This window comes from Herbidospora sp. RD11066 (genome assembly GCF_054661255.1).
Genome location: NZ_BAAGDO010000018.1, coordinates 37,072 through 61,651, shown reverse-complemented (window position 1 = coordinate 61,651; position 24,580 = coordinate 37,072). Strand labels below are relative to the sequence as shown.

21 protein-coding genes are annotated in these 24,580 nt (G+C 69.9%); 7 read left to right on the top strand and 14 right to left on the bottom strand.

The annotated features are described in order from the left end of the window. Positions 1-45: 45 nt before the first annotated feature. Complete coding sequence (locus ACYQ78_RS38855; RefSeq protein ID WP_459806007.1) at positions 46-615, top strand: dihydrofolate reductase family protein; 570 nt, start codon at positions 46-48, stop codon at positions 613-615. A gap of 668 nt (positions 616-1,283) precedes the next feature. On the opposite strand, the gene ACYQ78_RS38850 is transcribed toward ACYQ78_RS38855, so the two are convergent. From ACYQ78_RS38850 to sucC, 6 genes are read right to left on the bottom strand one after another with little or no spacing between them, the layout of a single operon-like run. Next, positions 1,284-2,822: an aldehyde dehydrogenase family protein gene (locus tag ACYQ78_RS38850; RefSeq protein ID WP_459806006.1), complete on the bottom strand. Its 1,539-nt coding sequence runs from the start codon at positions 2,820-2,822 to the stop codon at positions 1,284-1,286. 13 nt (positions 2,823-2,835) lie between these two features. After that, a complete protein-coding gene (gcl, locus tag ACYQ78_RS38845) occupies positions 2,836-4,560 on the bottom strand; it encodes a glyoxylate carboligase (protein ID WP_459806005.1) in 1,725 nt (574 codons plus the stop codon). After that, positions 4,557-5,426, bottom strand: a complete 870-nt coding sequence (locus ACYQ78_RS38840; protein ID WP_459806004.1) for a 2-hydroxy-3-oxopropionate reductase — start codon at positions 5,424-5,426, stop codon at positions 4,557-4,559. The genes gcl and ACYQ78_RS38840 overlap by 4 nt, the downstream gene beginning before the upstream one ends. Further along, positions 5,423-6,217: a hydroxypyruvate isomerase family protein gene (locus ACYQ78_RS38835; RefSeq protein ID WP_459806003.1), complete on the bottom strand. Its 795-nt coding sequence runs from the start codon at positions 6,215-6,217 to the stop codon at positions 5,423-5,425. Before ACYQ78_RS38835 ends, ACYQ78_RS38840 begins: the two co-directional genes overlap by 4 nt. Beyond that, positions 6,214-7,083, bottom strand: coding sequence for a succinate--CoA ligase subunit alpha (gene sucD, locus ACYQ78_RS38830; RefSeq protein WP_459806002.1), 870 nt, complete (start codon positions 7,081-7,083; stop codon positions 6,214-6,216). The genes ACYQ78_RS38835 and sucD overlap by 4 nt, the downstream gene beginning before the upstream one ends. A gap of 13 nt (positions 7,084-7,096) precedes the next feature. Next, complete coding sequence (gene sucC / locus ACYQ78_RS38825; protein WP_459806001.1) at positions 7,097-8,248, bottom strand: ADP-forming succinate--CoA ligase subunit beta; 1,152 nt, start codon at positions 8,246-8,248, stop codon at positions 7,097-7,099. Between the two features lie 112 nt (positions 8,249-8,360). On the opposite strand from sucC, the gene ACYQ78_RS38820 reads away from it, so the two are divergent. The 4 genes from ACYQ78_RS38820 (at position 8,361) to ACYQ78_RS38805 (ending at position 11,178) form a co-directional block, all read left to right on the top strand. Then, the gene (locus tag ACYQ78_RS38820) at positions 8,361-9,635 is read left to right on the top strand and encodes an MFS transporter (protein WP_459806000.1); all 1,275 of its coding nucleotides are present in this window, start codon (positions 8,361-8,363) and stop codon (positions 9,633-9,635) included. Positions 9,636-9,798: 163 nt separating this feature from the next. Further along, entirely contained in the window at positions 9,799-10,527 is a 729-nt protein-coding gene (locus ACYQ78_RS38815) for a GntR family transcriptional regulator (RefSeq protein WP_459806024.1), read from the top strand. Between the two features lie 83 nt (positions 10,528-10,610). Beyond that, entirely contained in the window at positions 10,611-10,751 is a 141-nt protein-coding gene (locus ACYQ78_RS38810) for a hypothetical protein (protein WP_459805999.1), read from the top strand. Positions 10,752-11,001: 250 nt separating this feature from the next. Beyond that, entirely contained in the window at positions 11,002-11,178 is a 177-nt protein-coding gene (locus tag ACYQ78_RS38805; RefSeq protein ID WP_459805998.1) for a hypothetical protein, read from the top strand. 78 nt (positions 11,179-11,256) lie between these two features. Here the strand turns inward: ACYQ78_RS38805 and ACYQ78_RS38800 are convergent, their stop codons facing one another. The 8 genes from ACYQ78_RS38800 to ACYQ78_RS38765 form a co-directional block, all read right to left on the bottom strand. Further along, positions 11,257-11,757: a TilS substrate-binding domain-containing protein gene (locus ACYQ78_RS38800; RefSeq protein ID WP_459805997.1), complete on the bottom strand. Its 501-nt coding sequence runs from the start codon at positions 11,755-11,757 to the stop codon at positions 11,257-11,259. Between the two features lie 92 nt (positions 11,758-11,849). After that, on the bottom strand, positions 11,850-12,878 hold the full coding sequence (locus ACYQ78_RS38795) for a TerC family protein (protein WP_459805996.1): 1,029 nt from the start codon (positions 12,876-12,878) through the stop codon (positions 11,850-11,852). Beyond that, positions 12,875-13,423, bottom strand: coding sequence for a hypothetical protein (locus ACYQ78_RS38790; protein WP_459805995.1), 549 nt, complete (start codon positions 13,421-13,423; stop codon positions 12,875-12,877). Before ACYQ78_RS38790 ends, ACYQ78_RS38795 begins: the two co-directional genes overlap by 4 nt. Before the next feature lies 1 nt (position 13,424). Then, positions 13,425-14,831, bottom strand: a complete 1,407-nt coding sequence (locus ACYQ78_RS38785) for an Nramp family divalent metal transporter (protein ID WP_459805994.1) — start codon at positions 14,829-14,831, stop codon at positions 13,425-13,427. 238 nt (positions 14,832-15,069) lie between these two features. Further along, complete coding sequence (locus ACYQ78_RS38780) at positions 15,070-17,196, bottom strand: acetate--CoA ligase family protein (RefSeq protein WP_459805993.1); 2,127 nt, start codon at positions 17,194-17,196, stop codon at positions 15,070-15,072. 1 nt (position 17,197) lies between these two features. Further along, a complete protein-coding gene (frc, locus tag ACYQ78_RS38775; RefSeq protein ID WP_459805992.1) occupies positions 17,198-18,424 on the bottom strand; it encodes a formyl-CoA transferase in 1,227 nt (408 codons plus the stop codon). 10 nt (positions 18,425-18,434) lie between these two features. Further along, entirely contained in the window at positions 18,435-20,117 is a 1,683-nt protein-coding gene (locus tag ACYQ78_RS38770; RefSeq protein ID WP_459805991.1) for a thiamine pyrophosphate-binding protein, read from the bottom strand. Between the two features lie 142 nt (positions 20,118-20,259). Further along, positions 20,260-21,489 carry a molybdopterin molybdotransferase MoeA gene (locus tag ACYQ78_RS38765; protein WP_459805990.1) on the bottom strand — a complete coding sequence of 410 codons (1,230 nt, stop codon included), beginning with the start codon at positions 21,487-21,489 and terminating at the stop codon, positions 20,260-20,262. A 73-nt stretch (positions 21,490-21,562) separates the two neighbouring features. Between ACYQ78_RS38765 and ACYQ78_RS38760 the strand changes: the two genes are divergently transcribed. Beyond that, positions 21,563-22,546, top strand: a complete 984-nt coding sequence (locus ACYQ78_RS38760) for a 2-dehydropantoate 2-reductase (RefSeq protein WP_459805989.1) — start codon at positions 21,563-21,565, stop codon at positions 22,544-22,546. A gap of 103 nt (positions 22,547-22,649) precedes the next feature. Continuing rightward, positions 22,650-24,575, top strand: coding sequence for a molybdopterin oxidoreductase family protein (locus ACYQ78_RS38755; RefSeq protein ID WP_459805988.1), 1,926 nt, complete (start codon positions 22,650-22,652; stop codon positions 24,573-24,575). Positions 24,576-24,580: the final 5 nt, after the last annotated feature.

Sequence of the window (24,580 nt, the reverse complement as noted above, 5' to 3'; positions counted from 1 at the left end):
TGTCGGTGAGAGGCTGCAAGGGAACCCGACAACGAGGAGCACATCATGCGCAAGATCATCTCTGGCCTCTTCGTCTCCCTCGACGGCGTCGTCGAGGCCCCCGACCAGTGGCACTTCCCCTACTTCAACGACGAGATGGGCGAGGCCGTCAGCGGCACGGTCGCCAACGCCGACGCCGTGCTGTTCGGCCGCAAGACCTTCACCGAGTTCCAGAGCTACTGGCCGAGCCAGGGCCCGGAGGTGCCGTTCTCCAGCTTCATCAACGGCACCCCGAAGTACGTCGTCTCCACGACCCTGACCGAAACGACCTGGGCCGACTCGACGATCATCTCGGGTGACGTGGCGGCGGGCATCCGCGACCTGAAGGCGTCCGAGGGCAACGACATCTCGATCACCGGCAGCGGAACGCTCGTGATGTGGCTCCTGCGCAACGGCCTGCTCGACGAACTCCGCCTGCTGGTCCACCCGATCATCGTCGGCGAGGGCAAGAAGCAGCTCTGGGACGGCGGCGACCGCCTGGGCCTGGAGTTGGTCGACCTGAAGGTCTTCAAGAACGGCGTGACCCACCAGGTCTACGCCAAGGCCGACATCCCGGAGAGCACCTTCACCGTCTGAGAAACCACCTCTCGGCGGGATGCCTCCTACCTCGAACTACCGGCACCGGTCCAACGGGAGAACCCCGGCCGCGCGGGCCAGTTCCGGACAGCCCAAGAGCAGATGCGACCTTCCGACCATCAGTTTCCGGGCCACGGGAGCGCGCGACTTTCCGGCCCACGGGGCTCAAATCCCCTGCCTACCGTCGGCAAATCCAGGAGCGCGAAATATGCCATCCCGGCTATCCCGCGAAATGGAACTCTGCCCCTACTCATCCGCCCAGACAATCTAAGAGCAAGCACGACATTTCCGCCCCGCTAAGGGAAACAGCCATTCACCAGTCGCAGGTGACCGACGGGCGGAAGCGATGCGGTGCCCCTCAAAGCGGTACCCCCACATGTGGAAGCCGGCCGTCAGCGTGGCGACACCGACGGCCGGCTCCGGGGCAGCCGACGAGAGCCGCCTTAGACGAAAGCACATGTGGCACAGAGCACGGCGGCCGACCGAACGCACCGCACCTCAACGGCCTAAACGAACCGGCTCAACGAACGGCCTGATGAAACAGCCCGACGAAACAGCCCTAACACGACGGCCCTGGCGAGATCAGCGCGGCGATACCGGCCCCGGTGGAAGCGACCTGGCGGTGGCACCGGCCCCGAGCCAAGGACGCCACCGCCAGGCCACGCCTCCTAGGCGGGCAGCAGCGTCTGGTTCCCGAAGTTCCCCGGCAACCGCTCGTCGGCAGGCCCCTGCGTCACCGCGCGGACCAGCAGCTCACCCCCCACGAACGCCCCCCGCCACGACTGCCCGAACCCGCCGAACAGCTCCTCCCGGTCGCCCCGTGACCGGGGCACGTTGTGCCCGACCTTGAAGGCACGGACCTCCGAAGCGAGCCGCGCGGCGGTGCGGCTGTCGTCGCACGAGATGGTCGCCACCAGAGCTCCGTTGCTGGCGTTCATCGCCGCCAGCAGTTCGGCCTCGGTGTCGACGAGCACCACCGTGTCGACGGGCCCGAACGGCTCCGCGTGGAACAGCGGCGACGAGCGGGGCGGCGCGAGGATCGCCACCGGGGCCAGGTAGGCCGAGATGTCCTGCCCTGGCAGGAACCGCCCGTCATCCAGCGCCCCCCGGAACAGTGGCACCCCGCCCTTCGAGACGGCCTCGTCGATCTGGTCGGTCAGGTCTTTCACCTTGGCGTTGTTGATCAGAGGGCCGAAGTCGAGCTCCGGCAGCGGGTCGTCGGGCGACTCGACGGCGAGGGGGTGGCCGAAACGTACACCCTGGACCGCCGGCAGGTAGGCGGCCAGGAACTCGCTGAACGCCGACCGCTGCACCACGAACCGCGGGTAGGCGGTGCACCGCTGCTTGCCGTAGTCGTAGGTCTTGCGGATCTGGCCGGTCAGGGTCGACCAGTCGCTGTACTCCCAGACCCCCCAGGCGTTGAGGCCCTCCTGTTCGAGGATGTGCCGCCGCCCGAGGTCGGCCAGTGAGGTGGCCACCTGGCCGCCGGTGTCGCGCCCGCCGACGAACGACACGCAGCCGATCTCCTGGCCGCGCACCAGCACCCGCGACAGCTCCGACCCGCTGCCCGACACGAGGGTCAGCGGCAGGCCCTCGCGGACCGCGAGCGCGGTCGCCAGGGTCAGGCACGACAGGCCGCCGTCGGTGGGCGTCTTGGCGATGGCCCCGTTACCCGCCAAGACCTGCACCAGCATGGCGTGCATGAGCACGCTCATCGGATAGTTCCAGCTGGCGATGTTGGACACCGGCCCGGCCAGCGGCACCCGGCCGTCGGTCATCCGGGCGATCTCGCCGACATACCAGCGCACACCCTCGATACAACGGTCCACGTCAGCGGTGGCGAGCTTCCACGGCTTGCCGATCTCCCACACCAGCAGGAGCGACAGCAGGTCGCGATGGGCCTCCATCGCGTCGAGCGCGGCGCTGACCCGGGCGGCGCGTTCGGCCACGGGGGTGTGCCGCCAGCGCCGGTGCTCGTCGACCGACGCGTGGACGGCCCGCGCCGCCGCCGACCGGTCGAGCCGGGGCGGCCCGGCGATGGTGGTGCCGTCGACGGGGGTGACGGCGGGGGTGGTGCGGCCGTCGCGGTGCCAGATGCCTCCCCAGTGGTTGAGCACCCGGTCGTCGTTGAACGCCTCGGGGGCGAGGTCGACGCAGCGGCCGTAGGCGTCGGCCCAGGCCGTGCCCGGCTTGAGTATGAGCGGCATGGTTGTCGTCTCCTCAGTCGGACCAGTCGATGTCTTCGGCCAGCACGGGCAGCGGCTCGAACTCCTTGATGGCGTCGAGCGACGGGCCCATGGCCGCGTTGGCCTCGCGTTCGACCATGATCTCGACCAGCACCGGCACCCGCTTCTCGTGGGCTTCGGCGGTGGCCCATTCGAGGGCGGCCCGGATGTCGCCGGGATCCTCGACCCGGCGGGCCGGGCAGCCGAAGGCGTCCATCGCCTTCACGTGGTCGATGCCGCCCTCGCCGTAGTGGAGGTCGACGGCGAAGTTCATGTCGTAGGGGAGCTCGGCCTGCCGGATCAGCCCCAGGTATTCGTTGTTGACCATGACGATCACGAACGGGATCTCGTATTGCGCCGCGACCGCGACCTCCTCCATCAGGAACTGGAAGGAGTAGTCACCGACGACGACCACGACCTCGCGCTCGGGATAGGCGCACTTGACGCCCATCGCCGCCGGGACCTCCCAGCCCAGTGGCCCGGCCTGGCCGCAGACGAGATAACGGCGCGGCAGGTAGGTCTTCTGGAACTGGCCCGACCAGATCTGGTAGAGCCCGATGGCGGTGACGAAGGTCGTGTCGGGGCCGTAGAACTCGTTGAGTTCCTTGTAGACGCGCGGCGGCTTGATCGGCACGTCGTCGAAGTCGTCGCGGCGCGGCAGAGTGCGCCGCAGTTCGCCGACCCGGTGGGACCACGCTGACGCCCGCCTGGCCTTGCCGCGCTTCTGCGCCTCGCCGGCCATCGCCGCCAGCGTTGGCCGGGCGTGCCCGACAACCCCGAGGTCGGGCTCGAAGACCCGGCCGAGCTGGGTCGGCTCGATGTCGACGTGGATGAACTGGCGGCCCTTGCGGTAGACGTCGAGGTCGCCGGTGTGCCGGTCGCCGAAGCGGGCGCCGACGGCCAGCACCAGGTCGCTCTCGAGGAACGCCGCGTTGCCCCACCGGGTCTGGGTCTGGATGCCCGCCATGCCGGCGAACAGCGGGTGGTCTTCGGGGAAGGCGCCCTTGCCCATCAACGTGACCTGGACCGGCACCTGGAGGTGCTCGGCCAGCGCCCGCAGCTCGGATGAGGCGTCGGCGATGACGACGCCGCCGCCCGCGAGGATCAGCGGGCGCTCGGCGGCCGACAGCATGTCGACCGCCGCCTGGACGGCTCGCGGTAAGGGCTGCGGCACGTCGATCGGAAGCGGCGCGTCGAGCTCGGGGTCGTAGAGGCAGGTGCCGCGCTGGACGTCGATGGGCAGGTCGATGAGCACCGGCCCCGGCCGCCCCGACCGGGCGACCCGGAACGCCTCGCGGAACACCCACGCCGCCTGCGCGGGCTCCTTGAGCTGCACCGCCCATTTGGTCACCGGCTTGGCGATCTCGACAATGTCGACCGCCTGGAACGACTCCTGGTGGAGCTTGCCCCGGGGCGCCTGGCCGGTGATGCAGATCATCGGGATCGAGTCGGCGAGCGCGGTGTAGAGCCCGGTGATCATGTTGGTGCCGGCCGGCCCCGAGGTGCCGATGCAGACGCCGACGTTGCCGGTCACGCGGGCCCAGCCGTCGGCGGCGTGGGTGCCGCCCTCTTCGTGGCGGACGGTGATGTGCCTGATCGAGCTGTGCTGCAGGGCCGCGTAGAACGGCAGGATCGCCGCGCCGGGGATGCCGAAGACGGTGTCGACGCCTTCGCTCTCCAGCACCGCGACGGCCGCCTCCATGCAGGGGATCCGCTTCACGAGTTGATCCTTTCGATCACTTTCAGCAGGGCGGAGTGGTCGAGTGAGCCGTGGCCCTGGGCCTTGGCCGCCGCGATGAGCTGGGCGACCAGCGCGGTCAGGGGCAGCGCGATCCCGGCCTCGCGGGCGGCGGCCGTGGCGATGCCCATGTCTTTGTGGTGCAGGTCGATGCGGAAGCCCGGCTGGAAGTTGCGCTCGACCATGGAATGGCGCTTGAGCTCCAGGATCCGCGACCCGGCCAGGCCGCCCGCGAGGACGTCGAGGCCGCCCTTCGGGTCGACGCCGGAGGCCTCCAGCAGCACGATCGCCTCGGCGACCAGGCCGTAGATGCCGCCGACGACGAGCTGGTTGGCGGCCTTCACGGTCTGCCCGGCCCCGGCGGGCCCGACGTGGACGATCGTGGTGCCGAGCACCCGCAGGACCTCACGGGCGGACTCGACGTCTTCGGCCCGGCCGCCGATCATGATCGACAGGGTGCCGTCGATGGCGCCCTTCTCCCCGCCGCTGACCGGCGCGTCGATCGCGTGGACGCCCTTGACCGCCGCCGCCTGCGCCACCCGGCGCGAGGTCTCGGGCTTGATGGTGCTCATGTCGATCAGGAGCAGCCCGGCGGGGGCGTGGTCGAGCACGCCGCCCTCACCGAACACGACCTCTTCGACCTGGGGCGAGTCGGGCAGCATGGTGATCACCACGTGGGCCTGCGCGACCGCCTCGCCGAGGCTGGTGGCGGCCTTGCCGCCGAGCTCGGCCAGTTCGTCGAGCCGGGTGGCGCTGACGTCGTAGCCGACCACCGTGTGCCCGGCCCGTACGAGGTTGGCGGCCATGGGCGTGCCCATGATCCCGAGCCCGATGAAGCCGATGTTCATCCGTTCCTCCAGGCGAAGCTGTCGGCGCTCGGGCCGACCGGACGGTATTCCAGGCCCACGTGGCCGTCGTAGCCGGTGGCCGCCAGCCGCTCGAAGATCCGGTCGTAGGGCATGGCGCCGGTGCCCGGCTGGCCCCGCCCCGGATCGTCGGCGATCTGCACGTGACCGAACCGCTCCCAGTGGCGGTCGATCAGTTCGACGACGTCTTCTCCCATGCGGTGCAGGTGGTAGAGGTCGGCGAGGAACCCGATGTTGGCCACGCCCACCTGGTCGAGCAGCCGGAACGCCTCTTCTGACGAGACGATCGGATAGGCCGGGCTCTCGTAGGAGTTGAGCGCCTCGACCATCACCATCGCCCCGGCCTGGTCGGCGACCTCGGCGGCGTAGAGCAGGTTCTCCACCGCGATCGCCCGGTGGGCCTCGGGCGAGACGCCGGGTTCGGCGTTGCCGTAGAGCGCGTTGAGCCGCCGGCACCCGAGCGACTCGGCCAGCCCGGCCGCGACCTCGACGTTGGCCCGGAAGCGCGCCGACCCGCCCGGCGAGGAGACCAGGCCGCGGTCGCCCCCGGCCATGTTCCCGGCGTCGAAGTTGAGCCCGACCAGCCGCACCCCGGCGTCGGTGATGGACGTCCGCAGCCGGTCGAGGTCAGGCTCGGACGGCTGCGGACCGTCGAAGGGCCACCACAGCTCGACGGCGTCGAACCCGGCCTTCGCGGCCGCCTCGAACCGTTCGAGCAGGGGCAGTTCGGTGAACAGGATCGACAGGTTGACATCGAACCGGAGCCCGGTCATGCCGCCTCCAGCAGCGCCCGCATGAGCCGGGCGGTCTCGCTGGGGGTGCGGCCGACGCTGACGCCGACCTTCTCCAGGGCCTCTTTCTTGGCCTGGGCGGTGCCGGCCGAGCCGGAGATGATGGCGCCCGCGTGGCCCATCGTCTTGCCCTCGGGCGCGGTGAACCCGGCGACGTAGGCGACGACCGGCTTGGTGACGTGTTTCTCGATGTAGGCGGCGGCCCGCTCCTCGGCGTCGCCGCCGATCTCACCGATCATGACGATGGCGTCGGTGTCGGGGTCGTCTTGGAAGGCCTGGAGGCAGTCGATGTGGGTGGTGCCGATGACGGGGTCGCCCCCGATGCCCACGGCTGTGGAGAAGCCGATGTCACGCAGTTCGTACATCAACTGGTAGGTCAGGGTGCCCGACTTGGACACCAGACCGATGCGCCCGGGGGCGGTGATGTCGGCCGGGATGATCCCCGCGTTGGAGGCGCCGGGCGAGATCAGCCCGGGGCAGTTGGGCCCGATGATCCGGGTCGCGCTCTCCTTGGCCAGGCTCAGGAAGTGGAGGCTGTCGTGGACGGGCACGCCCTCGGTGATCACCACGCACAGCCCGATCCCGGCGTCGACCGCCTCCAGGACCGCGCCCTTGGTGAACCGGGGCGGCACGAACACCACCGAGACGTCGGCGTTCGTGGCGTCCATCGCCTCGGCGACCGACGAGAACACCGGGACGCCCTGGCTGACCTGCCCGCCCTTGCCCGGGGTCACCCCGGCCACGACGTTGGTGCCGGCCGCGATCATGCGGGCGGTGTGCCTGCCGCCTTCGGAGCCGGTCATGCCCTGCACGACGACACGGCTGTCCTTGTTCAGGAAGATCGACATTCTGGGGGTCTCCTCACGCGGCCGCGTTGGCCAGCCTGGCCGCCTCTTCGGCGGCGCCGTCCATGGTCGGGACCTGCCGGACGGCGGGATGCGCTGCCTGATCGAGGATCCGGCGGCCCGCCTCGGCGTTGTTGCCGTCGAGCCGCACCACGATCGGGTGGGTCGCACCCTGCTCGCCGAGCGTGGCGAGGGCGGCCACGATGCCGTCGGCCACCGCGTCGCAGGCGGTGATCCCGCCGAACACGTTGACCAGCACCGATTTCACGTCGGGGTCGGACAGGATGACGCCGAGGCCGTCGGCCATGACCTTGGCCGAGGCGCCGCCACCGATGTCGAGGAAGTTGGCGGGCTTGGCCCCGGCCTGCGCGACGACGTCGAGGGTGCTCATGACGAGCCCCGCGCCGTTGCCGATCACGCCGACCGAGCCGTCGAGCTTGACGTAGTTGAGCCCCTTGGCCTTGGCCCGGCTCTCCAGGTCGTCGCCGCCCTGGGCGGCGTCGGCGGGGCGCTCGTGCCGGTAGTCGGCGTTCTCGTCGAGCGTGACCTTCCCGTCGAGGGCGAGCACGCGGCCGTCGGCGGTGCGGGCCAGCGGGTTGACCTCGACGAGCACGGCGTCTTCACCGGCCATGACCTTCCATAAGCCGACGAGGATGTCGACCGCCTCGTCGGCGATGTCGGACGGCAGCCCCGCCTCGGTGACGATGAACGCCGCCGTCTCGTGGTCGACGCCGCGCAGCGGATCGATGGGGACTTTGACCAGCGCGCCCGGGTCGGTGACCGCCAGCTCCTCGATCTCCATGCCGCCCGAGGCCGAGCACATCGCCAGGAAGTTCCCGGCGGCGCGGTCGACCAGGAACGCGGCGTAATACTCCTCTGCCGGGACGTTGGCCACCTCGACCAGGACACTTCGGGTCAGGTGACCCTTGATGTCCATTCCGAGGATCGCGCGGGCGGCGTCTTCCGCCGCGGCCGGGCCGGGAGCGGGCTTGATGCCGCCGGCTTTGCCGCGACCGCCCGTCTTCACCTGGGCCTTGACCACGACCGGCCCGGCCAGCTCGGCGGCTATGGCGCGCGCCTCCTCAGGCGTCGCCGCCACCGCCCCCTCGGGGACGGGAACGCCGTAGCGCGCGAACAGCTCCTTCGCCTGGTGCTCGAACAGGTCCACAGGGCCTCCCTCAACGCATCTTGTAGACGGTATACCGTATGGAACGGGCGTCGTAAAGGCCTCTCGACAAGAGGCGGGGTGCTGGGATATCCCATACGGTATGCAGGATACATTGAAAGTCAGAGACTGGCGCGGGCGCGTCTACCAGGTGGGCCCGGCGGCCCCTCAGCTCATCGGCCGTCCAAGATCGGCGATGCTCTGGCCCGCCATGGCCGCCATGGCCGCGGTGGGCCCGATGCAATACGGCTACGCCGCCCTCGCCCCGTCCATCGCCCGCGCCCACGCCGTCTCGGCCGCCGAGGTCCTGCTGCCCCTGGCGGTCTGGCTGGCCTGCCAGGCCGCCGTCGCGCTGCCCGCCACCCGCCTGCTCTCGCGCGGGGTCGTCGGCGTCCGCGTCGCGCTCTGGCTCGGCGCGCTGCTCTGCGCGCTCGCGATCCCGTCGCTGGCCGCCCCCGGCGTGCCTTTGCTGGTGGGTTACGGTCTGCTCGGGGGCACCGGCGCAGGGCTCGTGTACGCCGCCTGCACCGAGACCCTCGCCCGCTGGTATCCCGAACGACCGGGGGTGCGCGTCGCCTTCGTGACCGGCGCCTACTCGTGCAGCGCCCTGCCGCTCATGCTCGACATGCGCTTATGGCCGGTCATGGCCGGTTTCGGGCTGGCCGCGATCGCCTGGGCGGCGGCGGTTCTGCGCACTCCCCCGGCCAACTGGTGGCCGCCCGAGATCGACCCGCGCGAGTGGGCCCTCGACCGGCGGGTCCTGCACCGCCAGCCCCGCGCCGCCCGCCAGTTCTCGCTGGGTGAGGCGGTGCGCACCCCCACGCTGGTCGTGCTGACCGTGATCCTCATCGGCGCCGGCACCGTCGCGATCTTCGACGTGATCGCCCTGGCCTTCCTGGGCCCCGAGCCCGCCTGGCTCGCGCTCGCCGTCCTGCTGGCCCTCACCGGCCTCGGCCGCTCGACGGCGGTCCCCCTCGCCGAGCGGTTCGGCCGGGTGAAGGTCCTCGCCGCCGCGCTGACCCTGCTGGCGATCGCCCAGGGGATGCTGGCCGGGGCCGCCGCCGTCGCCGCGGCCGACATGGTCGCGGTCGTCGCCGCCGTCCCGGCCGGACTGGGCGGCGGAGCCATCTATCCGCTGATCGCCGCCCTGGTGCGCGAATACTTCGGCGAAGACCGTGTGCACGGAATCCACGGCCTGGTCTACACCGCCAAGGCCATCGCGGGCCCGGCCGGCGTGGGCCTGGCGATCCTGGCCCAGCCCGCCCTGGCGGGCAACGCGGGCGCGCCGGTCTTCGTGGCCGCCACCGCCCTCGCCGCCGTCACCGCCCTGCTGTGCGCCGCTCTGCGCCGCCCGGGCGTCCCCGCGACCTTGCCCGTGCCATCCCTCTGAAGATCGCTGTGTACGCGCATGGGATGCGCGACGCGTCAGAGTGCTGACAGAGTGGGCAGGCTGGTGTGAGCGATGTCACGGCCAGCCAGAATGTCAGGAATGTATGCTGTAGGCAGTCGACGACAAACATTTTAGTGGTCGTTTCCAGGAGTTGAGAAACCCGATGCTGGCCAACCAGGGCTCCACCGCGAAGATCGTTCGTCCCACAACCCTGCGGGAGAGCGTGTTGGAGAGGATCCTCGAGCTCATCATCATCGGCAGCCTGAAGCCGGGTCAGCACCTCGTCGAGAACGAACTCGCCGACAACCTCGGCGTCTCCCGCCAGCCGGTCAGGGAAGCCCTCCAGTTGCTGAGCGGCGAAGGCTGGGTCGACCTGCGACCCGGCCACGGCGCCTATGTCCACGCCCCCACGGTCGAGGAGGCCGACCAGCTCCTCGCCGTCCGCACTCTCCTGGAAGCCGAGTCGGCCCGCATGGCGGCCCGCAACACCGACAAGAGAGACATCTCGGTGCTACGCGACATCTGCATGCGCGGCCTGGCCGCCTGTGTCGCCGACGACGTCGACGCCGCCGTCGCCGCGAACAGCGAGCTGCACACCGCGGTGGTCAACATGTCGGGCAACCGCGTGCTGGCCGACCTGGCCTCCCAGGTGGCCCGCCGGGTGCGCTGGTACCACACCCCCGTGGCCCGCCACCGCGGCAAGGCCTCGTGGGAGGAGCACGCCGCCCTCATCGACGCGATCGAGGCGGGCGAGGAAGACGTCGCCGCCGACATCATGCGCCGCCACACCGAGCACACCCGCCAGTCCTACCTGGAGTCGCGCGCCCAGCACCCGGAGGAGGAGCCCCCGGCCCCGATCCGCCGCCGCCGTCCGCGCGCCGTTTCCAGCTGAACCGACGTCCGGCCGTTCACTCGGCTGGACGCCGTCACATCACCCAGGCGAACCGGCGCCTGGCCATCAATCGGCAAGGAGCGGTGGATATCGGCCGCCTTCTGCCGATCACCTATCGTCTTGGCAAGGTGAATCATTCCGGCATGCCCGAATGTCTCACGGAAATCGCCGAGGAAATATCCCCACGCCACCCTGGTGTTTCCCTGCCGGAAACCCTGACCTAATAACCGACCGGGAAAATCGGAACAGGCTTATCCGCACGGAAAGCCCGAACGCGATTTCCCGGAAACATCCGGCGTCACCCGATGCGATGTCGCCGACCATCGATTCCAGCACTGTCGCGGCCCGAGCCGGAAAAGGCACCCGCCGCCCGTCGATCGTCTCTGAACCGCCGGCCGCTCTTTCTGCCGACGTTCAGGATTTCCCGGGACCGTCCCGGGTAGTCGAACCAGTTCGCGAAGGAGGTGTATTCGCATGAAGTCGTTCTTCAAGAAGCTGCGCGCCTTCGAGGGCCCGCTGGGCGCCTCGGCCGACGGCCACCCGATCGGGCTGGGCCTCGCCACCGCGCTGCGGAAGGCCCGTTCCGCCGAAGGCGTCGAGACCCACGTCCGCCAGTGGGCCACCGAGCCCGTCAAGGCCGAACAGCACTGACCGCCGCTTGCCACCCGGCGTCGGACTCGGCGCACCTCCCGCGCCGGGGTCCGACGTCATCGTGGCGGCGGCCCTCGTTCAGTCGTCGGCGGCGACCAGCAGTGACAGCGTCGCGGCCTGGCGGTCCAGCAGAACCAGCTCGTGGAACTCACCGTGCACCCCGCCCCAGTCGTGGAAGGCCTCCACGCCGAGGTCCTGGAGCCGGTATCTCACCGTGGCTCCTCTCACCAGGGGATGGACCTCTCGCTCGAGCCGGGCGGCCAGGGGATCGGGAAGGGCACCGAACCGGTTCGCCCAGTCGCGCAGAACAGCACTCGCCTCCGTCTCGGAGATGGCCGCGAAGGCGTCGGGGCCGACGTTCCTCAGCCAGTAGGGGCCGTGACGCTCTCCGCCGGCTTCGACTCCCCCTCCCGCGTAGTCGTCCCGATAGTGCTCATGGCCGATCAGGTCTTTCAGCAGATCCTCGTCGGCAGCCACCGGGCGCGACAGGCCGAAGCGCTTGATGTCCACCCAGCGATACGCGTGACCGTCGAAGCCGAAGTCGCGGAAGTTGATGAACAACTGATCCAGAGCTTTCATCCCGCCAAACCAAACAGCGATGGCCGGTGTGGGGTCGTACAGAGGAATCGGCCTCCGCGGGGCGGACACCCCGCGGAGGCCGGTGAAGCGGGTCAGCTGTCGATGTCGGCCTTCGTGCGGCCCTCCTCGCCCGCGTCGTCCTTCGGCGCGGGAGGTGCGGGGGGCGCGGCGGCGGCGCGGCGGTCGTCCATGCGGGTCTTGATCAGGCTCGCGATGGTGGTGATGATCAGCGTGCCGATGATCACGCCCAGGCTGACCGAGATCGGGACCTCGGGGGCCCACGGGACGCCGTCGTGGTGCAGGGCTTCCATGATCAGCTTCACGCCGATGAACGCGAGCACGACCGACAGGCCCTTGCTCAGGTAGACGAGCCGGTCGAGCAGGCCGCCGATCAGGAAGAACAGCTGCCGCAGGCCCATCAGCGCGAACGCGTTGGCGGTGAACACGATGTAGGGCTCGCGGGTCAGGCCGAAGATGGCGGGGATCGAGTCGAGGGCGAACAACAGGTCGGTGGTGCCGATGGCGACCATGACGATGAGCATCGGGGTCACCACGCGGCGGCCGTCGATGCGGGCGGTCATCGCGGCGCCCTGGTATTTGTCCGTCGAGGGCAGGACCCGGCGGACGGTGCGCAGAGCGATGTTCTCGGAGAACTCGGCCTCGTCCTCCTCGTGGCCGATGAGCTTCCACGCCGTGTAGATCAGGAAGGCGCCGAAGATGTAGAAGAGCCAGTCGAACCGGGAGATCGCGCCGGCCCCGGCGGCGATGAAGGCGCCGCGCATGACCAGGGCGATGATGATGCCGATCAGCAGGACCTTCTGACGGTACTGCCGCGGTACCTGGAACCGGCTCATGATGATCAAGAAGACGAACAGGTTGTCGACACTCAGGGAGTATTCGGTGATCCATCCGGCGAAGAACTCTCCGCCGTGGTCACTCCCCCACAGGATCCAGAGGCCGACTCCGAACGCGGCGGCCAGGCCCACGTAGAAGACGACCCAGCCGACGCATTCGCGGAAAGAGGGTTCATGGGGATTGCGTGCGACCAGCCAGAAGTCGAACGCCAGCACCAGGGCGAATCCCGCGACCGTGGCCAACCAGACCCAGGCGGGAAGGTTCATCGGACTCCTTTCGTCTGGCCTTTACCACGGGCTCTACGCCCACGGCTCAGGGCCTCGGCGTGCTCGATGTAGCGCGCCAGCAGCGAGCGCGCCACCGCGTTGCGGGGAGCCAGTTGGACGAGCCAGTGCGGCATGAGGCGCTCGTGCAGCCAGACGAATCCGATCGCGAATCCGAGGCTGACCAGCGCCTGGTAGGCCAGGAAGCCGAACACCCCGCCCGCCAGTAGCACCCGGCCGTCGAGGATAAGGCCCGTGCTCACCTCCTGGGTCAACCGGGCCAGGGGGAAGCCGACCAACCAGAACAGGCCGGCGGGGGCGAACAGGCCCGGCCGGAACGGCCCGGGCAGGCCCAGCAGCGTGCTGTAGACGCCGCCGAACAGCGCCAGCGGGAGGGCGAGCGTGAGCGCCGCGACGGCGGCCCAGCCGACGGGCTGACCCGTTAAGAGGGTCAGCCCGCCGGCCATGGCGCCGCCGACGGCCCCGATCGCGACACCGGGGAGGGCGAGTTCCCCGGCGAGCCGGATGGAGGTTCCGTCGGCCGCCATGTCAGCCGACCACTACGCCGTAGGCGAGCAGGCTGTAGAGCAGCATGCCGAGGTAGAAGACCGCGCCGAAGCCGATGATCAGGTTCGACCACCACTTGGGGCGGATCGGTTTCGGCAGCATGCGGTTGTTCACCAGCAGCAACGTCACGCAGTAGGCGCCCATGGCGAAGGTCGACAGGAACGCCAGCGTGTCGAGGATGCCGCTCGGACCGTCGGCCGGGCCGAACAGCAGGATGAGGATGCCGAACGCGATGACGCCCCACAGGAAGGCCGCGTAGAGATACGACATGCGCATCTTCTTCGCCCCCTTCACGAAGTGGTAGGTCATGTCGGCCTGACCGCGCGAGAACGAGTCGAACAGGCCGAGCGTCGCGTTGAGACCGATGAGCGCGATGAACCCGAGGAAGATGACGCCCAGGACCGAGCTGCCCGCCGAGGCGAACGAGTCGGCCATGGCCGACAGGGCGGCCTCGCGCTCACCACTCGCGATGACCTCCTTGACGCCCGGCGTCTGCCGGGCCGCCGCCTGCGCGATCACCGTGAACGAGATGGTGACCAGCATGGTGACGCCCCAGAACAGCAGCAGCGCGTCGAAGGTGACCCAGCGGCGCCAGCCGCGCCACTTCTTCATCTCCTCGGGGTTGTCGGTGTCGAACATGAAGCCCCGCGACGGCATGGCCTCTTCTTCGCCGGCGTGGCGCAGGCCGCGGATCTGCGGGATGTGCGCGCCCATTCCGGCGCCGGAGTCACGCAGGTGCAGGGTGTACCACATCTGCTGCATTCCGGACGGACCGGCGAACGCGATCGACCCGACGATCACCGGGAACCACGCGGCCGTCAGCGCCTCCTGCGGGATGTAGCCGATGGAGAACATGCCCGTGACGGTGCTGACGACGTCGCCCCAGGTGCCGACCATCGCGGCGACGATGGCCGTGCCGATGACCAGGGCGCCGATGAGGATCGACAACAGCGTCTCCAGTAAGGAGTAGATGACCTTGGCGAGGCTGAACACCACCCCGACCAGGAGCAGGCCGCATACCGCGGTCACCGTCCATGGGATGCCGGTTATCTCCTCGAACGCCGCCGCGCCCGCCGACAGGTGGCCTGGCCAGATGTAGACGGCTATGGCGACGACGAAGAAGAACCACATCAGCGGCTTGAAGACGCGGGCCGCGCCGAAGAAGATGCTCTCTCCGGTCGCCATGGCGTAGCGGGCCATCTCCAGCATGACGACGGCCTGCAGGGTGACGCCGACGAGGAACAGCCAGCGGATCTCCGGTCCGAACAGCAGCACCAGCCGGGGCCACATGTACGACTCGCCCATGCCCACGCCGAGCGCCACGAGGAACACGGTGGGCCCGAGGATGTGCACCGACGGGGGCGCGTCGGGCAGGGTGCGGATGGGCATCGGCTCAAGCTTGCCCGCCCGCCACACTTTCTCTTCTTGTCCTGCGTTGGCAGCCGTGGGTTCGGTCGCCGGTGTACTTGACGTGTCCACGTATGGACCTCCTCGGGAGTTGATTGGTCCCGCCTGTCCCCGATTCGCCCCCCTCTTGGGTCTCCGGTCCTGGAACCCGGAGCATCGTGCGCCGGCCCGCCGTGCTCAGGTGCGGCGGGCCGCCGCAAGTTGTGGTGCGGGTGGTGCGTCAGCCGGGCATGAGTCCCGCCGCCCTGGCCCAGCGGTATTTCGCGCCGAGCACGGCGACGGGCTTCTCCGTGGTGTAGGGGTAGGCGACCACGCCGTGGTCGAAGAGGTATTCGCAGGCCTCTTCGACCTCGGTGTCACCGGCCAGTGAGGCGACGACCGGCTTGTGGTTGCCCTTGGCCCTTTCCTCGGCCACGACTCGGGCGACCAGTTCGGCGAAGACCATCGGGGGGGTGACGATGGTGTGCCAGTAACCGAGCACGAGCGCGTGGATCCGGGGGTCGGTGAGGCCCAGCCTGAGGGTGTTCTCGTAGGTCGCGGGCGGTTCGCCGCCCGTGATGTCGATCGGGTTGCCCGCCGCTCCGAACGGCGGGATGTAGGCGCGGAACGCCTCGTCGAGGTCGGGCGGGATCTCCATGAGAGTCAGCCCGTTGTCGACGCAGGCGTCGGAGAGGAGCACGCCGGAGCCGCCCGCACCGGTGATGATCACGACGTTCTCCCCCTGGGGAGTCGGCATGATCGGCAGGGATCGGGCGTATTCCAGCATGTCGTTGAGGCCCGGAGCGCGGACGACACCGGCCTGCCGGAGGATGTCGTCGTAAACCTTGTCGTCGCCGGCGAGGGCGCCGGTGTGGGAGCCGGCGGCCTTCGCGCCCATGGCGGTGCGGCCCGCCTTGAGCACGATCACCGGCTTCTTGGTGACGACCCGCCGCACGGCTTCGACGAAGCCGCGGCCGTCTTTGAGGTCTTCGAGGTGCATGGCGACGCAGTTGGTGTTGTCGTCCTGCTCGAAGAAGGTGAGGAGGTCGTCTTCGTCGACGTCGGCCTTGTTGCCGACTCCGACGATGGCGGAGACCCCCATGCGGGTGGTGCGGCTGAAGCCGAGGATGGCCATGCCGATGCCACCGCTCTGGGACGTCAGCGCGACGCTTCCCTGCACGTCGTAAGGGGTGCAGAAGGTCGCGCAGAGGTTCTCGGGCGTGTAGTAGTAGCCGTAGATGTTGGGCCCGAGCATGCGCACGCCGTGTTTGCGGGCGATCTCGACGATCTCCTGCTGACCCTCGACGTTGCCGGTCTCGGCGAAGCCCGAGGGGATCATGATCGCCCCGGCGACGCCCTTCTCGCCTGCGGCCTCCAGGGCCGACGGCACGAACGCGGCCGGGATCGCGAAGACCGCGACGTCGACCTCGCCGGGCACGTCGGCGATGGACTTGTAGGCCGGTAACCCGAGGATCTCGGTCGCCTTCGGGTTGATCGGGTAGATGTTGCCCCGGAAGCCGCCGTTGATCAGGTTGCGCATGACCGAGTTGCCGATCTTGCCGTTCTCACCGGAGGCGCCGATGACGGCGACCGCGCGGGGGTGGAAGATGCGGTTCATCTTGGCCAGGATCTCCTCGCGCGGGATGCGCGGGGTCTCCACGGGAGCCTCGGCCGACAGGATGATGCGCACGTCGGCGGCCACGGCGCCGTTCGCGGAGGCGAAGACGGGGTTGAGGTCGACCTCGGCGATCTCGGGGAAGTCGGCGACCAGCGCGCCGACGCGTTCGATCATGGTCGACAGAGCCGCCCGGTCGGCCGGTGCGGCTCCGCGGGCCCCACGCAGCACTTCGGCCGCCTTGATGTCGTCCAGCATCGCCAGGGAATCATGCACTGTTAGGGGGGCGAGCCGGAAGGTCACGTCCTTTAACACTTCGACTAACGTTCCGCCGAGGCCGAAGGCGACCACCTTGCCGAAGGTCGGATCGGTCACCGCGCCGATGATCACTTCGTGGCCACCGCCGACCATCTGCTGCACCTGGACGCCGTCGATGACGGCTCCGGCGTTGTAGGCGTGGGCGTTGGCCAGGATCTGCTCGTAGCCGGCGCGGACGGCCTCGGCCGAGCCCACGCCCACCAGGACGCCGCCGGCCTCGGTCTTGTGCAGGATGTCCGGGGAGACGATCTTCAGCACCACCGGGAACCCGATCGAGGTGGCCAGCGCGACGGCGTCGTCGGCCGAGGTGGCCAGCCCCTCTCCGGGGGTCGCGATCCCGTAGGCGTCGCAGACGCGCTTGCCCTCGGGGGCGGTCAGCGCGGTGCGCCCTTCGGCGCGCGCCTTGTCGAGGATCTCGCGAACCTCTGCCGACATCTCAGATCACTCCGTTCGTCTTCAGCTCGGCCAGCTCCTCGGCCGTCACTCCGAGCCGCGTGTAGATCTCGTGGTTGTGCTCTCCGAGCAGCGGCGGCGTCGTGATGTCGACCGGGGAGGCGGAGAGTTGAAGGGGGCTGCCGACCGTCGTGAACTCACCACGCGCGGGGTGGGGGACGGTGACGACCGCACCCTCGGCGCGCAGCGACTCGTCGTCGATGAGTTCGGCGGTGGACATGATCGGCCCGCACGGCACGTTGGCCGCGTTGAGCCGGTCGAGGACGGTCCACTTGTCGTGGTGGGTCGCCCAGTCCTCGATGAGCTGGAACATCTTGTCGAGCTTGTTGAGGCGCGCCTCGGGGGTGGCCCACTCGGGGTCGTCGGCCAGCTCGGGCCGGCCGATGATCTCCGCGATGGGCTTCCAGCCGACCGGCTGGACGATGACGTAGACGTAGTCGTTGGGCCCGCCGGGCGCGGTCTTGACCGCCCAGCCGGGCTGCCCGCCGCCGGAGGCGTTGCCCGACCGCGGCACCTCCGAGCCGAACGTCTCGTTGGGGTATTCGCGCAGCGGACCGGCGCCCAGGCGCTGCTGGTCACGGAGCTTGACCCGGCACAGGTTCAGCACGGCGTGCTGCATGGCCACCTGGACCCGCTGGCCCTGGCCGGTGGCCTCACGCTGGTAGAGCGCGGCCAGGATGCCGGCCACAGCGTGGATCCCGGTTCCGGAGTCGCCGATCTGGGCGCCGGTGGCCAGCGGCGGGCCGTCTTCGAAGCCCGTCGTGGACATCGAGCCGCCCATCGCCTGGGCGATCACCTCGTAGGCCTTGAAGTCGGCGTACTTCCCGGCGCCGAAGCCCTTGATGGAGGCGTAGATCAGGCGGGGGTTGAGCTCCTGGAGCCGCTCCCACGGGAAGCCCATCCGGTCGACGGCGCCGGGACCGAAGTTCTCCACCAGGATGTCGGACTCCTGGACGAGCTGGGTGAACAGTTCCTTGCCGCGCGGGCTCTTCATGTTGAGCGTGACGGAGCGCTTGTTGCAGTTGAGCATCGTGAAGTAGAGGCTGTCGACGCCCGGCACGTCACGCAGCTGGCTGCGGGTGATGTCGCCGGTCGGGGCCTCCACCTTGACGACGTCGGCGCCGAGCCAGCCGAGCAGCTGGGTCGCCGATGGGCCCGACTGCACATGGGTCATGTCGAGGACGCGGACGCCCTCCAAGGCCTTGGGCATGCCGCGCTCCCTACTTGTACATCGTCTGGTTCATGGTCCCGGGGGCGTAGACCTCCGGGTCGACCCACACGTTGATCAGCGCGGGCTTGCCCGACTCGCGGGCGCGCTGGAGGGCCGGCTGGATGTCGGCGGGGTCGCGGACCTCTTCGCCGTAGCCGCCGAGCATGCGGGCGAACTCGTCGTAGCGGATGTCACCGAGGGTGTTGCCGATGCGGCCGCGGTCTTCGCCGTATTTGGCGGCCTGGCCGTAGCGGATCTGGTTCATCGACGAGTTGTTGCCGATGACGCCGATGAACGGCAGGTCGAAGCGGATCATCGTCTCGAAGTCCCACCCGGTGAGGGAGAAGGCGCCGTCACCGAACAGGCACAGCACCTCCTTGTCGCGCTCGGCGTATTTGGCCGCCATCGCGAAGGCCATGCCGACGCCGAGGGTGCCCAGGGGGCCCGGGTCCATCCAGTGGCCGGGCGACTTGGGCTGCACGACCTGGCCGGAGAAGGTGACGATGTCGCCGCCGTCGCCGATGTAGATGGTGTCTTCGGTGAGGAACTCGTTGATCTCGTGGACCAGCCGGTAGGGGTCGATCGGCGTGGACTCGGAGAGCTGGCGCGGCAGGCGCTTCTGGAAGGCCTGGGTCTCGACCGTGCGCAGTTCCTCGATCCACACCTTGCGCTTGGCGGCACCGGTGTCGACGCGGCCCGAGACGGCCTGCGCGGCGGCGGCCAGGATCAGCCCCGGGTCGCCGACGATGCCCAGGTCGATGTCGCGGTTCTTGCCGACCGTGCGGTAGTCGAGGTCGATCTGCACCACATTGGCCGTGGGCGACAGGCGCTTGCCGTAGCCCATGCGGAAGTCGAACGGGGTGCCGACGATGATGATGAGGTCGGCCTCGTTGAAGGCGTAGCGCCGCGAGAGCTGGAAGTGGTGGGGGTCGCCGGGCGGGAGGGTGCCCCGGCCGCTGCCGTTCATGTAGGCGGGCACGTTGAGGCCGCGGACGAAGTCGATCGCGGCGTCGGTGCCGCGGGTCGTCCAGACCTGGCTGCCGAGGAGCACGCAGGGCTTCTCGGAGTGGACGAGCAGGTCGGCCAGGCGCTCGATCGCGTCGGGGTCGCCGAGCTGGCGGGTGGAGGCGCGGTAGCGGCCGGCCTCGGGGATGCGGGCCTTGGCCAGCGGCACGCTGGCGTCGAGCACGTCGCGCGGGATCTCGAGGAACGACGGGCCGGGGGCGCCGTTGTAGCACTCGCGGAAGGCCATCGACACGATGTCGGCCACCCGCTCGGTCGACGGGACGGTCGCGGCGAACTTGGTGATCGGCGTCATCATGTCGACGTGGGGCAGGTCCTGCAGCGAGCCCATCTTGTGCTGGCTCAGGGCGCCCTGGCCGCCGATCAGCAACATCGGGCTCTCGGCGCGGAAGGCGTTGGCCACGCCCGTCACCGCGTCGGTGGTGCCGGGGCCCGCGGTCACCACGGCGCAGCCGGGCTTTCCGGTGATGCGTGCGTAGCCGTCGGCCGCGTGGGCGGCGACCTGCTCGTGACGCACGTCGATCACGTCGATGCCCTCGTCGACACAGCCGTCGTAGATGTCGATGATGTGGCCGCCGCAGAGGGTGAAGATCACGTCGATCCCCTCCGCCTTGAGCGCCTTCGCGACCAGGTGACCTCCGGAGATCTGGTCCGGGGCTGGTTCCGTCATCAGGGCCGTCCTCTCAAAGACGTTCTGTCAGAACGTTCTGAATTGCGTCTACGCCATACTGCATACCGTATGAGGATTATGGTTACCCCCGGGCTTCGAGGATGTCCATACCTTTCCGGCGGGTTACAAGATTTCGAACTGGTTACTGGCCCGGGAGGGCCAGCAACTCGACCGGCTCGCCCGCCCAGCCGGGCGGAACGACCGCCAGGGCGTCGGCCATCGCCGCTCCGCGCAGTGATCCGGGCTGGTCATGGCCCACGGGGATGGCGCCGCGGGCCGATCTCCAGACCGGCACCAGGCGGGTGTCGCGCGGGTGACCGCGCACCGCCCCGGTGAGGGCGCTGAGCTCGCCTTCGGGCTCGGGCCGCCCGTTGAGCGCGCGCAGCACCGGCACCAGGAGCGTGAGTGCCGCCGCCAGCGCGGCGAAGGGATTGCCGGGCAGCCCGACCACCAGCCGCCCACCCGGCAACCGGGCGAGGGCCTGCGGGTGGCCGGGCCTGACCGCCACGCCGTCGACGAGGACCGCCGCGCCGAGCCGGCCGAGCACCCCGCGCAGGTGGTCGGCCGGACCCTTCGACGACGCGCCGCAGACCACGACGACGTCGGCCCCCGACTCACGGATGGCGGTTTCCAGCACCTCGGCGCCGTCGGGCAGGTGCCGCACCGGCAGCGCCCTCCCGTCGGCCGAGGCGATCAGTGAGGGCAGCATCGGCCCCACGGCGTCGCGCACGAGGCCCGGCCCCGGCACCCCCGCGTCCACCACCTCGTCGCCGGTGACCAGCACCGACACGACGGGCCGCGGCCTGACCCACAGGGTGTCGTGGCCGAGCCCGGCGGCCAGCCCGAGCACGGCGGGCGTGACCGTGGTTCCCGAGGTCAGCACGACCGTGCCCTCGGACACGTTCTCCCCCCGCCGCCTGATGTGGCGGCCCGGCTCACAGTGACCGCTGATCAACAGCCCGGCGTGTTCCACCTGTTCGTACGGCACCACGCAGACGGTCCCTGCGGGCACGGGAGCCCCGGTGGCGATCTCCACGGCCTCGCCCGGACCGGGCCGCCGGGGGAACGGGGCGCCTCCGGCGAGCACGTTGCCGACGACGAGCCACGGGCCGGGGCCGCCGACCGCGTAGCCGTCCATCGCCGAGACGTCGGTGCCCGGCAGCGCCACGAGCGCGCGGAGCGGCGCGGCCAGCCGCCGGCCACAGGCGTCGGACAGGGGCACCTCGGCCTCGGGCAGGGGCAACGAGGCCGCCGCCGCGAGGCGGCGGGCCCGATCCCAGGGCAGGTCGGAGTGCCCGGCGGCGGGCCTTTCTCCGGGCCTTTCGCTCGGCTCGGCGCCGTGATCGGGCGGGGCGTGGGAGAGCACGGTCATGGGTCGACCTCCTTGACGACACTGCTGCCATACCGTATACCGAATGCACTGTCGACGCGAGAACGGAGCTAGTGTGAAGGTCGCTGTTCTTGGCGCCGGCGCCATCGGCGCGTATGTGGGGGCCGCCCTGCATCGCGCCGGCGTCGAGGTCCATCTCATCGCCCGCGGGCAACACCTCGCGGCCATGCGTGAGTCAGGCGTGCGCGTGCTCAGCCCACGCGGTGACTTCACCGCCCACCCACACGTCACCGACGATCCCCGCGAGGTCGGCCCGGTCGACCACGTCTTCCTCGGCCTGAAAGCCAACTCCTACGCCGCGGCCGGTCAGATGATCGCGCCGATGCTCCACGACACCACCAGCCTCATCGCCGCCCAGAACGGCATCCCGTGGTGGTATTTCCACCGCCTCGGCGGCCCCTACGACGGCTACCGCATCGAGAGCGTCGACCCCGGCGGCTCGGTGACCGAGGCGCTCCCCCTGGAGCGCGCCATCGGCTGCGTCGTCTACGCCGCCACCGAGATCGAGGCCCCCGGCGTGATCCGCCACCTCGAAGGAACCCGGTTCTCCATCGGCGAGCCCAGCGGCGAACTGACCGCCCGGTGCGTCGAGTTCGGCAACGCCATGGTCGCGGGCGACCTCAAATGCCCGGTCGAGGCCGATCTGCGCCAGGACATCTGGGTCAAGCTGATGGGCAACGTCGCCTTCAACCCGATCAGCGCGCTCGCGCGGGCCACGATGGCGGGCATCTGCCGCCACGACGGCGCCCGCGAGCTCGTACGGACCATGATGGAAGAGACGGTCGCGGTCGCCCAGGCGGTCGGCTGCAACCCCCACATCTCGATCGAGCGGCGGCTCGCCGGGGCCGAGAAGGCCGGCGAGCACAAGACCTCCACGCTCCAGGATCTGGAGAAGGGCAAGCCCCTCGAACTCGACGTGCTGCTCGCGGCGGTGGTCGAACTGGCCGACCTGACCGGCACCCCGGTGCCCACCCTCCGGGCCATCCACGCCGTCACCGACCTGCTCGACACCCAGACCCGGCTTGTTGGCGCCGCATGAGCGGGCATACCGTAGTCTGCATACAGAATATAGCGAGGCGCGGACGGCCGAAGGACGGCCGTGGCTCGCGCCCTGGAATCTGCCTAAAGGACAGGTGAGGGTGATGAAGAAAAGGAAGGCCGAACACTACGACCGTCTGACCCATCCCCTGGTGCGGGAAGACGGCGTGTTACGACGGGCGACCTGGGAAGAGGCGCTCGACCGCGCGGCCGAGGGGTTCCGGCGCAACGTGGCGGCCCACGGGCCCGACGCCTTCGCCATGTTGTCGTGCGCCCGGTCGACCAACGAGATGAACTACATAGGTCAGAAGTTCACCCGTGTGGTCATCGGCACCAACAACGTCGACTCGTGCAACCGCACCTGCCACGCGCCGAGTGTGGCGGGCCTGTCCGCCGTGTTCGGCAGCGGCGGCGGCACCTCCTCCTACCAGGAGGTCGAAGACGCCGACGTCATCCTCATGTGGGGCTCGGCGGCCCGCAACGCCCACCCGATCTTCTTCCAGCACGTCCTCAAGGGCATCCGCAAGGGCGCCCGGATGTTCGCCGTCGACCCCCGCCGGACCGGCACCGCCCAGTGGGCCGATCGGTGGCTGGGCCTCAACGTGGGCACCGACATCCCGCTCGCCGCGGCCGTGGCGCGCGAGATCATCCACGCCGGGCTCCACAACACCACGTTCATCGAGCGCGCCACCGAGGGCTTCGCCGAATACGCCGCCAGCGTCGAACCGTGGACGCTCTCCGCGGCCGAGCAGGTCACCGGCGTGCCCGCCGAGGCCATCCGCGAGATGGCCCACGCCTACGCCCGCGCCGACCGCGCGCAGATGGTGTGGACCCTCGGCATCACCGAGCACCACAACGCCACCGACAACGTGCGCGCCCTCATCAACCTGTCCCTGCTGACCGGCCACGTCGGCCGCTACGGCTCGGGCCTGTCGCCGCTGCGCGGCCAGAACAACGTGCAGGGCGGCGGCGACATGGGCGCCATCCCCAACCGTCTCCCCGGGTTCCAGGACATCCTCGACCCCGCGATCCGGGCCCGTTTCGAATCGGCGTGGCAGGTGCCGATCCAGCCCCGCTACGGCCTGAACCTCACCGAGATGCTCGAGGGCATGGCCGAGGGCGAGGTCACCACCTGCTACCTGATCGGCGAGAACCCGGTCCAGTCCGAGGCCGACTCGCTGAGCTGCATCAAGCGGCTCAGCATGCTCGACCACCTCGTCGTACAAGACATCTTCCTGACCAAGACGGCCCAGATGGCCGACGTCGTGCTGCCCGCCGGGGCGGCCTGGTGCGAGTCCGACGGCACGTTCACCAACAGCGAGCGCCGCGTCCAGCGGGTGCGCGCCGCGCTGGTGCCGCCGGGTGAGGCCCGCGACGACATCTGGATCCTGTGCGAGCTGGCCCGCCGCATGGGCCACGACTGGGCCTACGAGACCTCCGAGCAGGTCTGGAACGAACTGCGCGCCGTCTCCCCCGCCCACTACGGCATGACCTACGACCGGCTGGCGGAGAACCAGGGCATCCAGTGGCCCTGTCCCTCGCTCGACGGCTTCGAACCGTCCTACCTCCACGCCCGGCTGTGGGAGACCGACCCCGAGAAGCGCGGCAAGGCGGCGCCGTTCGCCATCCTGCGCCACTCGCCGCCGGTCGACCTGCTGTCCGACGAATATCCGTTCCGCCTCACCACCGGCCGCCGCCTCGACTCCTACAACACGGGGGTGCAGAGCTCCGGCTTCGCCTCCCCGCTGCGGCGCGGCGAGACCATCGAGCTCTCCCCGGAAGACGCGGAGCAGCTCGGGGTCGGCGCCGGTGAGGAGGTCCGCATCAGTTCGCGGCGGGGCACCGTCGTGGCCCCCGTCTGGATCGACCCGGCCCTGCGTCCGGGCCTGGTGTTCATGACGATGCACTTCCCCGACGAGGTCGACACCAACGCCCTGACGATCGAGGCGACCTGCCCGATCGCCGGGACCGCTGAGTTCAAGGCCGCCGCCGTGCGCATCGACCGTCTCGTACCCGCGAAAGCAGGGTGACCGGC

What these genes read in the sequence shown, in the direction of transcription:
- ACYQ78_RS38855 (WP_459806007.1), top strand. Translation starts at nt 46, where the DNA reads ATGCGCAAGATCATCTCTGGCCTCTTCGTCTCCCTCGACGGCGTCGTC.
- ACYQ78_RS38850 (WP_459806006.1), bottom strand. Translation starts at nt 2,822, where the DNA reads ATGCCGCTCATACTCAAGCCGGGCACGGCCTGGGCCGACGCCTACGGC.
- ACYQ78_RS38840 (WP_459806004.1), bottom strand. Translation starts at nt 5,426, where the DNA reads ATGAACATCGGCTTCATCGGGCTCGGGATCATGGGCACGCCCATGGCC.
- ACYQ78_RS38835 (WP_459806003.1), bottom strand. Translation starts at nt 6,217, where the DNA reads ATGACCGGGCTCCGGTTCGATGTCAACCTGTCGATCCTGTTCACCGAA.
- sucD (WP_459806002.1), bottom strand. Translation starts at nt 7,083, where the DNA reads ATGTCGATCTTCCTGAACAAGGACAGCCGTGTCGTCGTGCAGGGCATG.
- ACYQ78_RS38815 (WP_459806024.1), top strand. Translation starts at nt 9,799, where the DNA reads ATGCTGGCCAACCAGGGCTCCACCGCGAAGATCGTTCGTCCCACAACC.
- ACYQ78_RS38805 (WP_459805998.1), top strand. Translation starts at nt 11,002, where the DNA reads ATGAAGTCGTTCTTCAAGAAGCTGCGCGCCTTCGAGGGCCCGCTGGGC.
- ACYQ78_RS38800 (WP_459805997.1), bottom strand. Translation starts at nt 11,757, where the DNA reads ATGAAAGCTCTGGATCAGTTGTTCATCAACTTCCGCGACTTCGGCTTC.
- ACYQ78_RS38795 (WP_459805996.1), bottom strand. Translation starts at nt 12,878, where the DNA reads ATGAACCTTCCCGCCTGGGTCTGGTTGGCCACGGTCGCGGGATTCGCC.
- ACYQ78_RS38790 (WP_459805995.1), bottom strand. Translation starts at nt 13,423, where the DNA reads ATGGCGGCCGACGGAACCTCCATCCGGCTCGCCGGGGAACTCGCCCTC.
- ACYQ78_RS38785 (WP_459805994.1), bottom strand. Translation starts at nt 14,831, where the DNA reads ATGCCCATCCGCACCCTGCCCGACGCGCCCCCGTCGGTGCACATCCTC.
- ACYQ78_RS38780 (WP_459805993.1), bottom strand. Translation starts at nt 17,196, where the DNA reads ATGTCGGCAGAGGTTCGCGAGATCCTCGACAAGGCGCGCGCCGAAGGG.
- frc (WP_459805992.1), bottom strand. Translation starts at nt 18,424, where the DNA reads ATGCCCAAGGCCTTGGAGGGCGTCCGCGTCCTCGACATGACCCATGTG.
- ACYQ78_RS38770 (WP_459805991.1), bottom strand. Translation starts at nt 20,117, where the DNA reads ATGACGGAACCAGCCCCGGACCAGATCTCCGGAGGTCACCTGGTCGCG.
- ACYQ78_RS38765 (WP_459805990.1), bottom strand. Translation starts at nt 21,489, where the DNA reads ATGACCGTGCTCTCCCACGCCCCGCCCGATCACGGCGCCGAGCCGAGC.
- ACYQ78_RS38755 (WP_459805988.1), top strand. Translation starts at nt 22,650, where the DNA reads ATGAAGAAAAGGAAGGCCGAACACTACGACCGTCTGACCCATCCCCTG.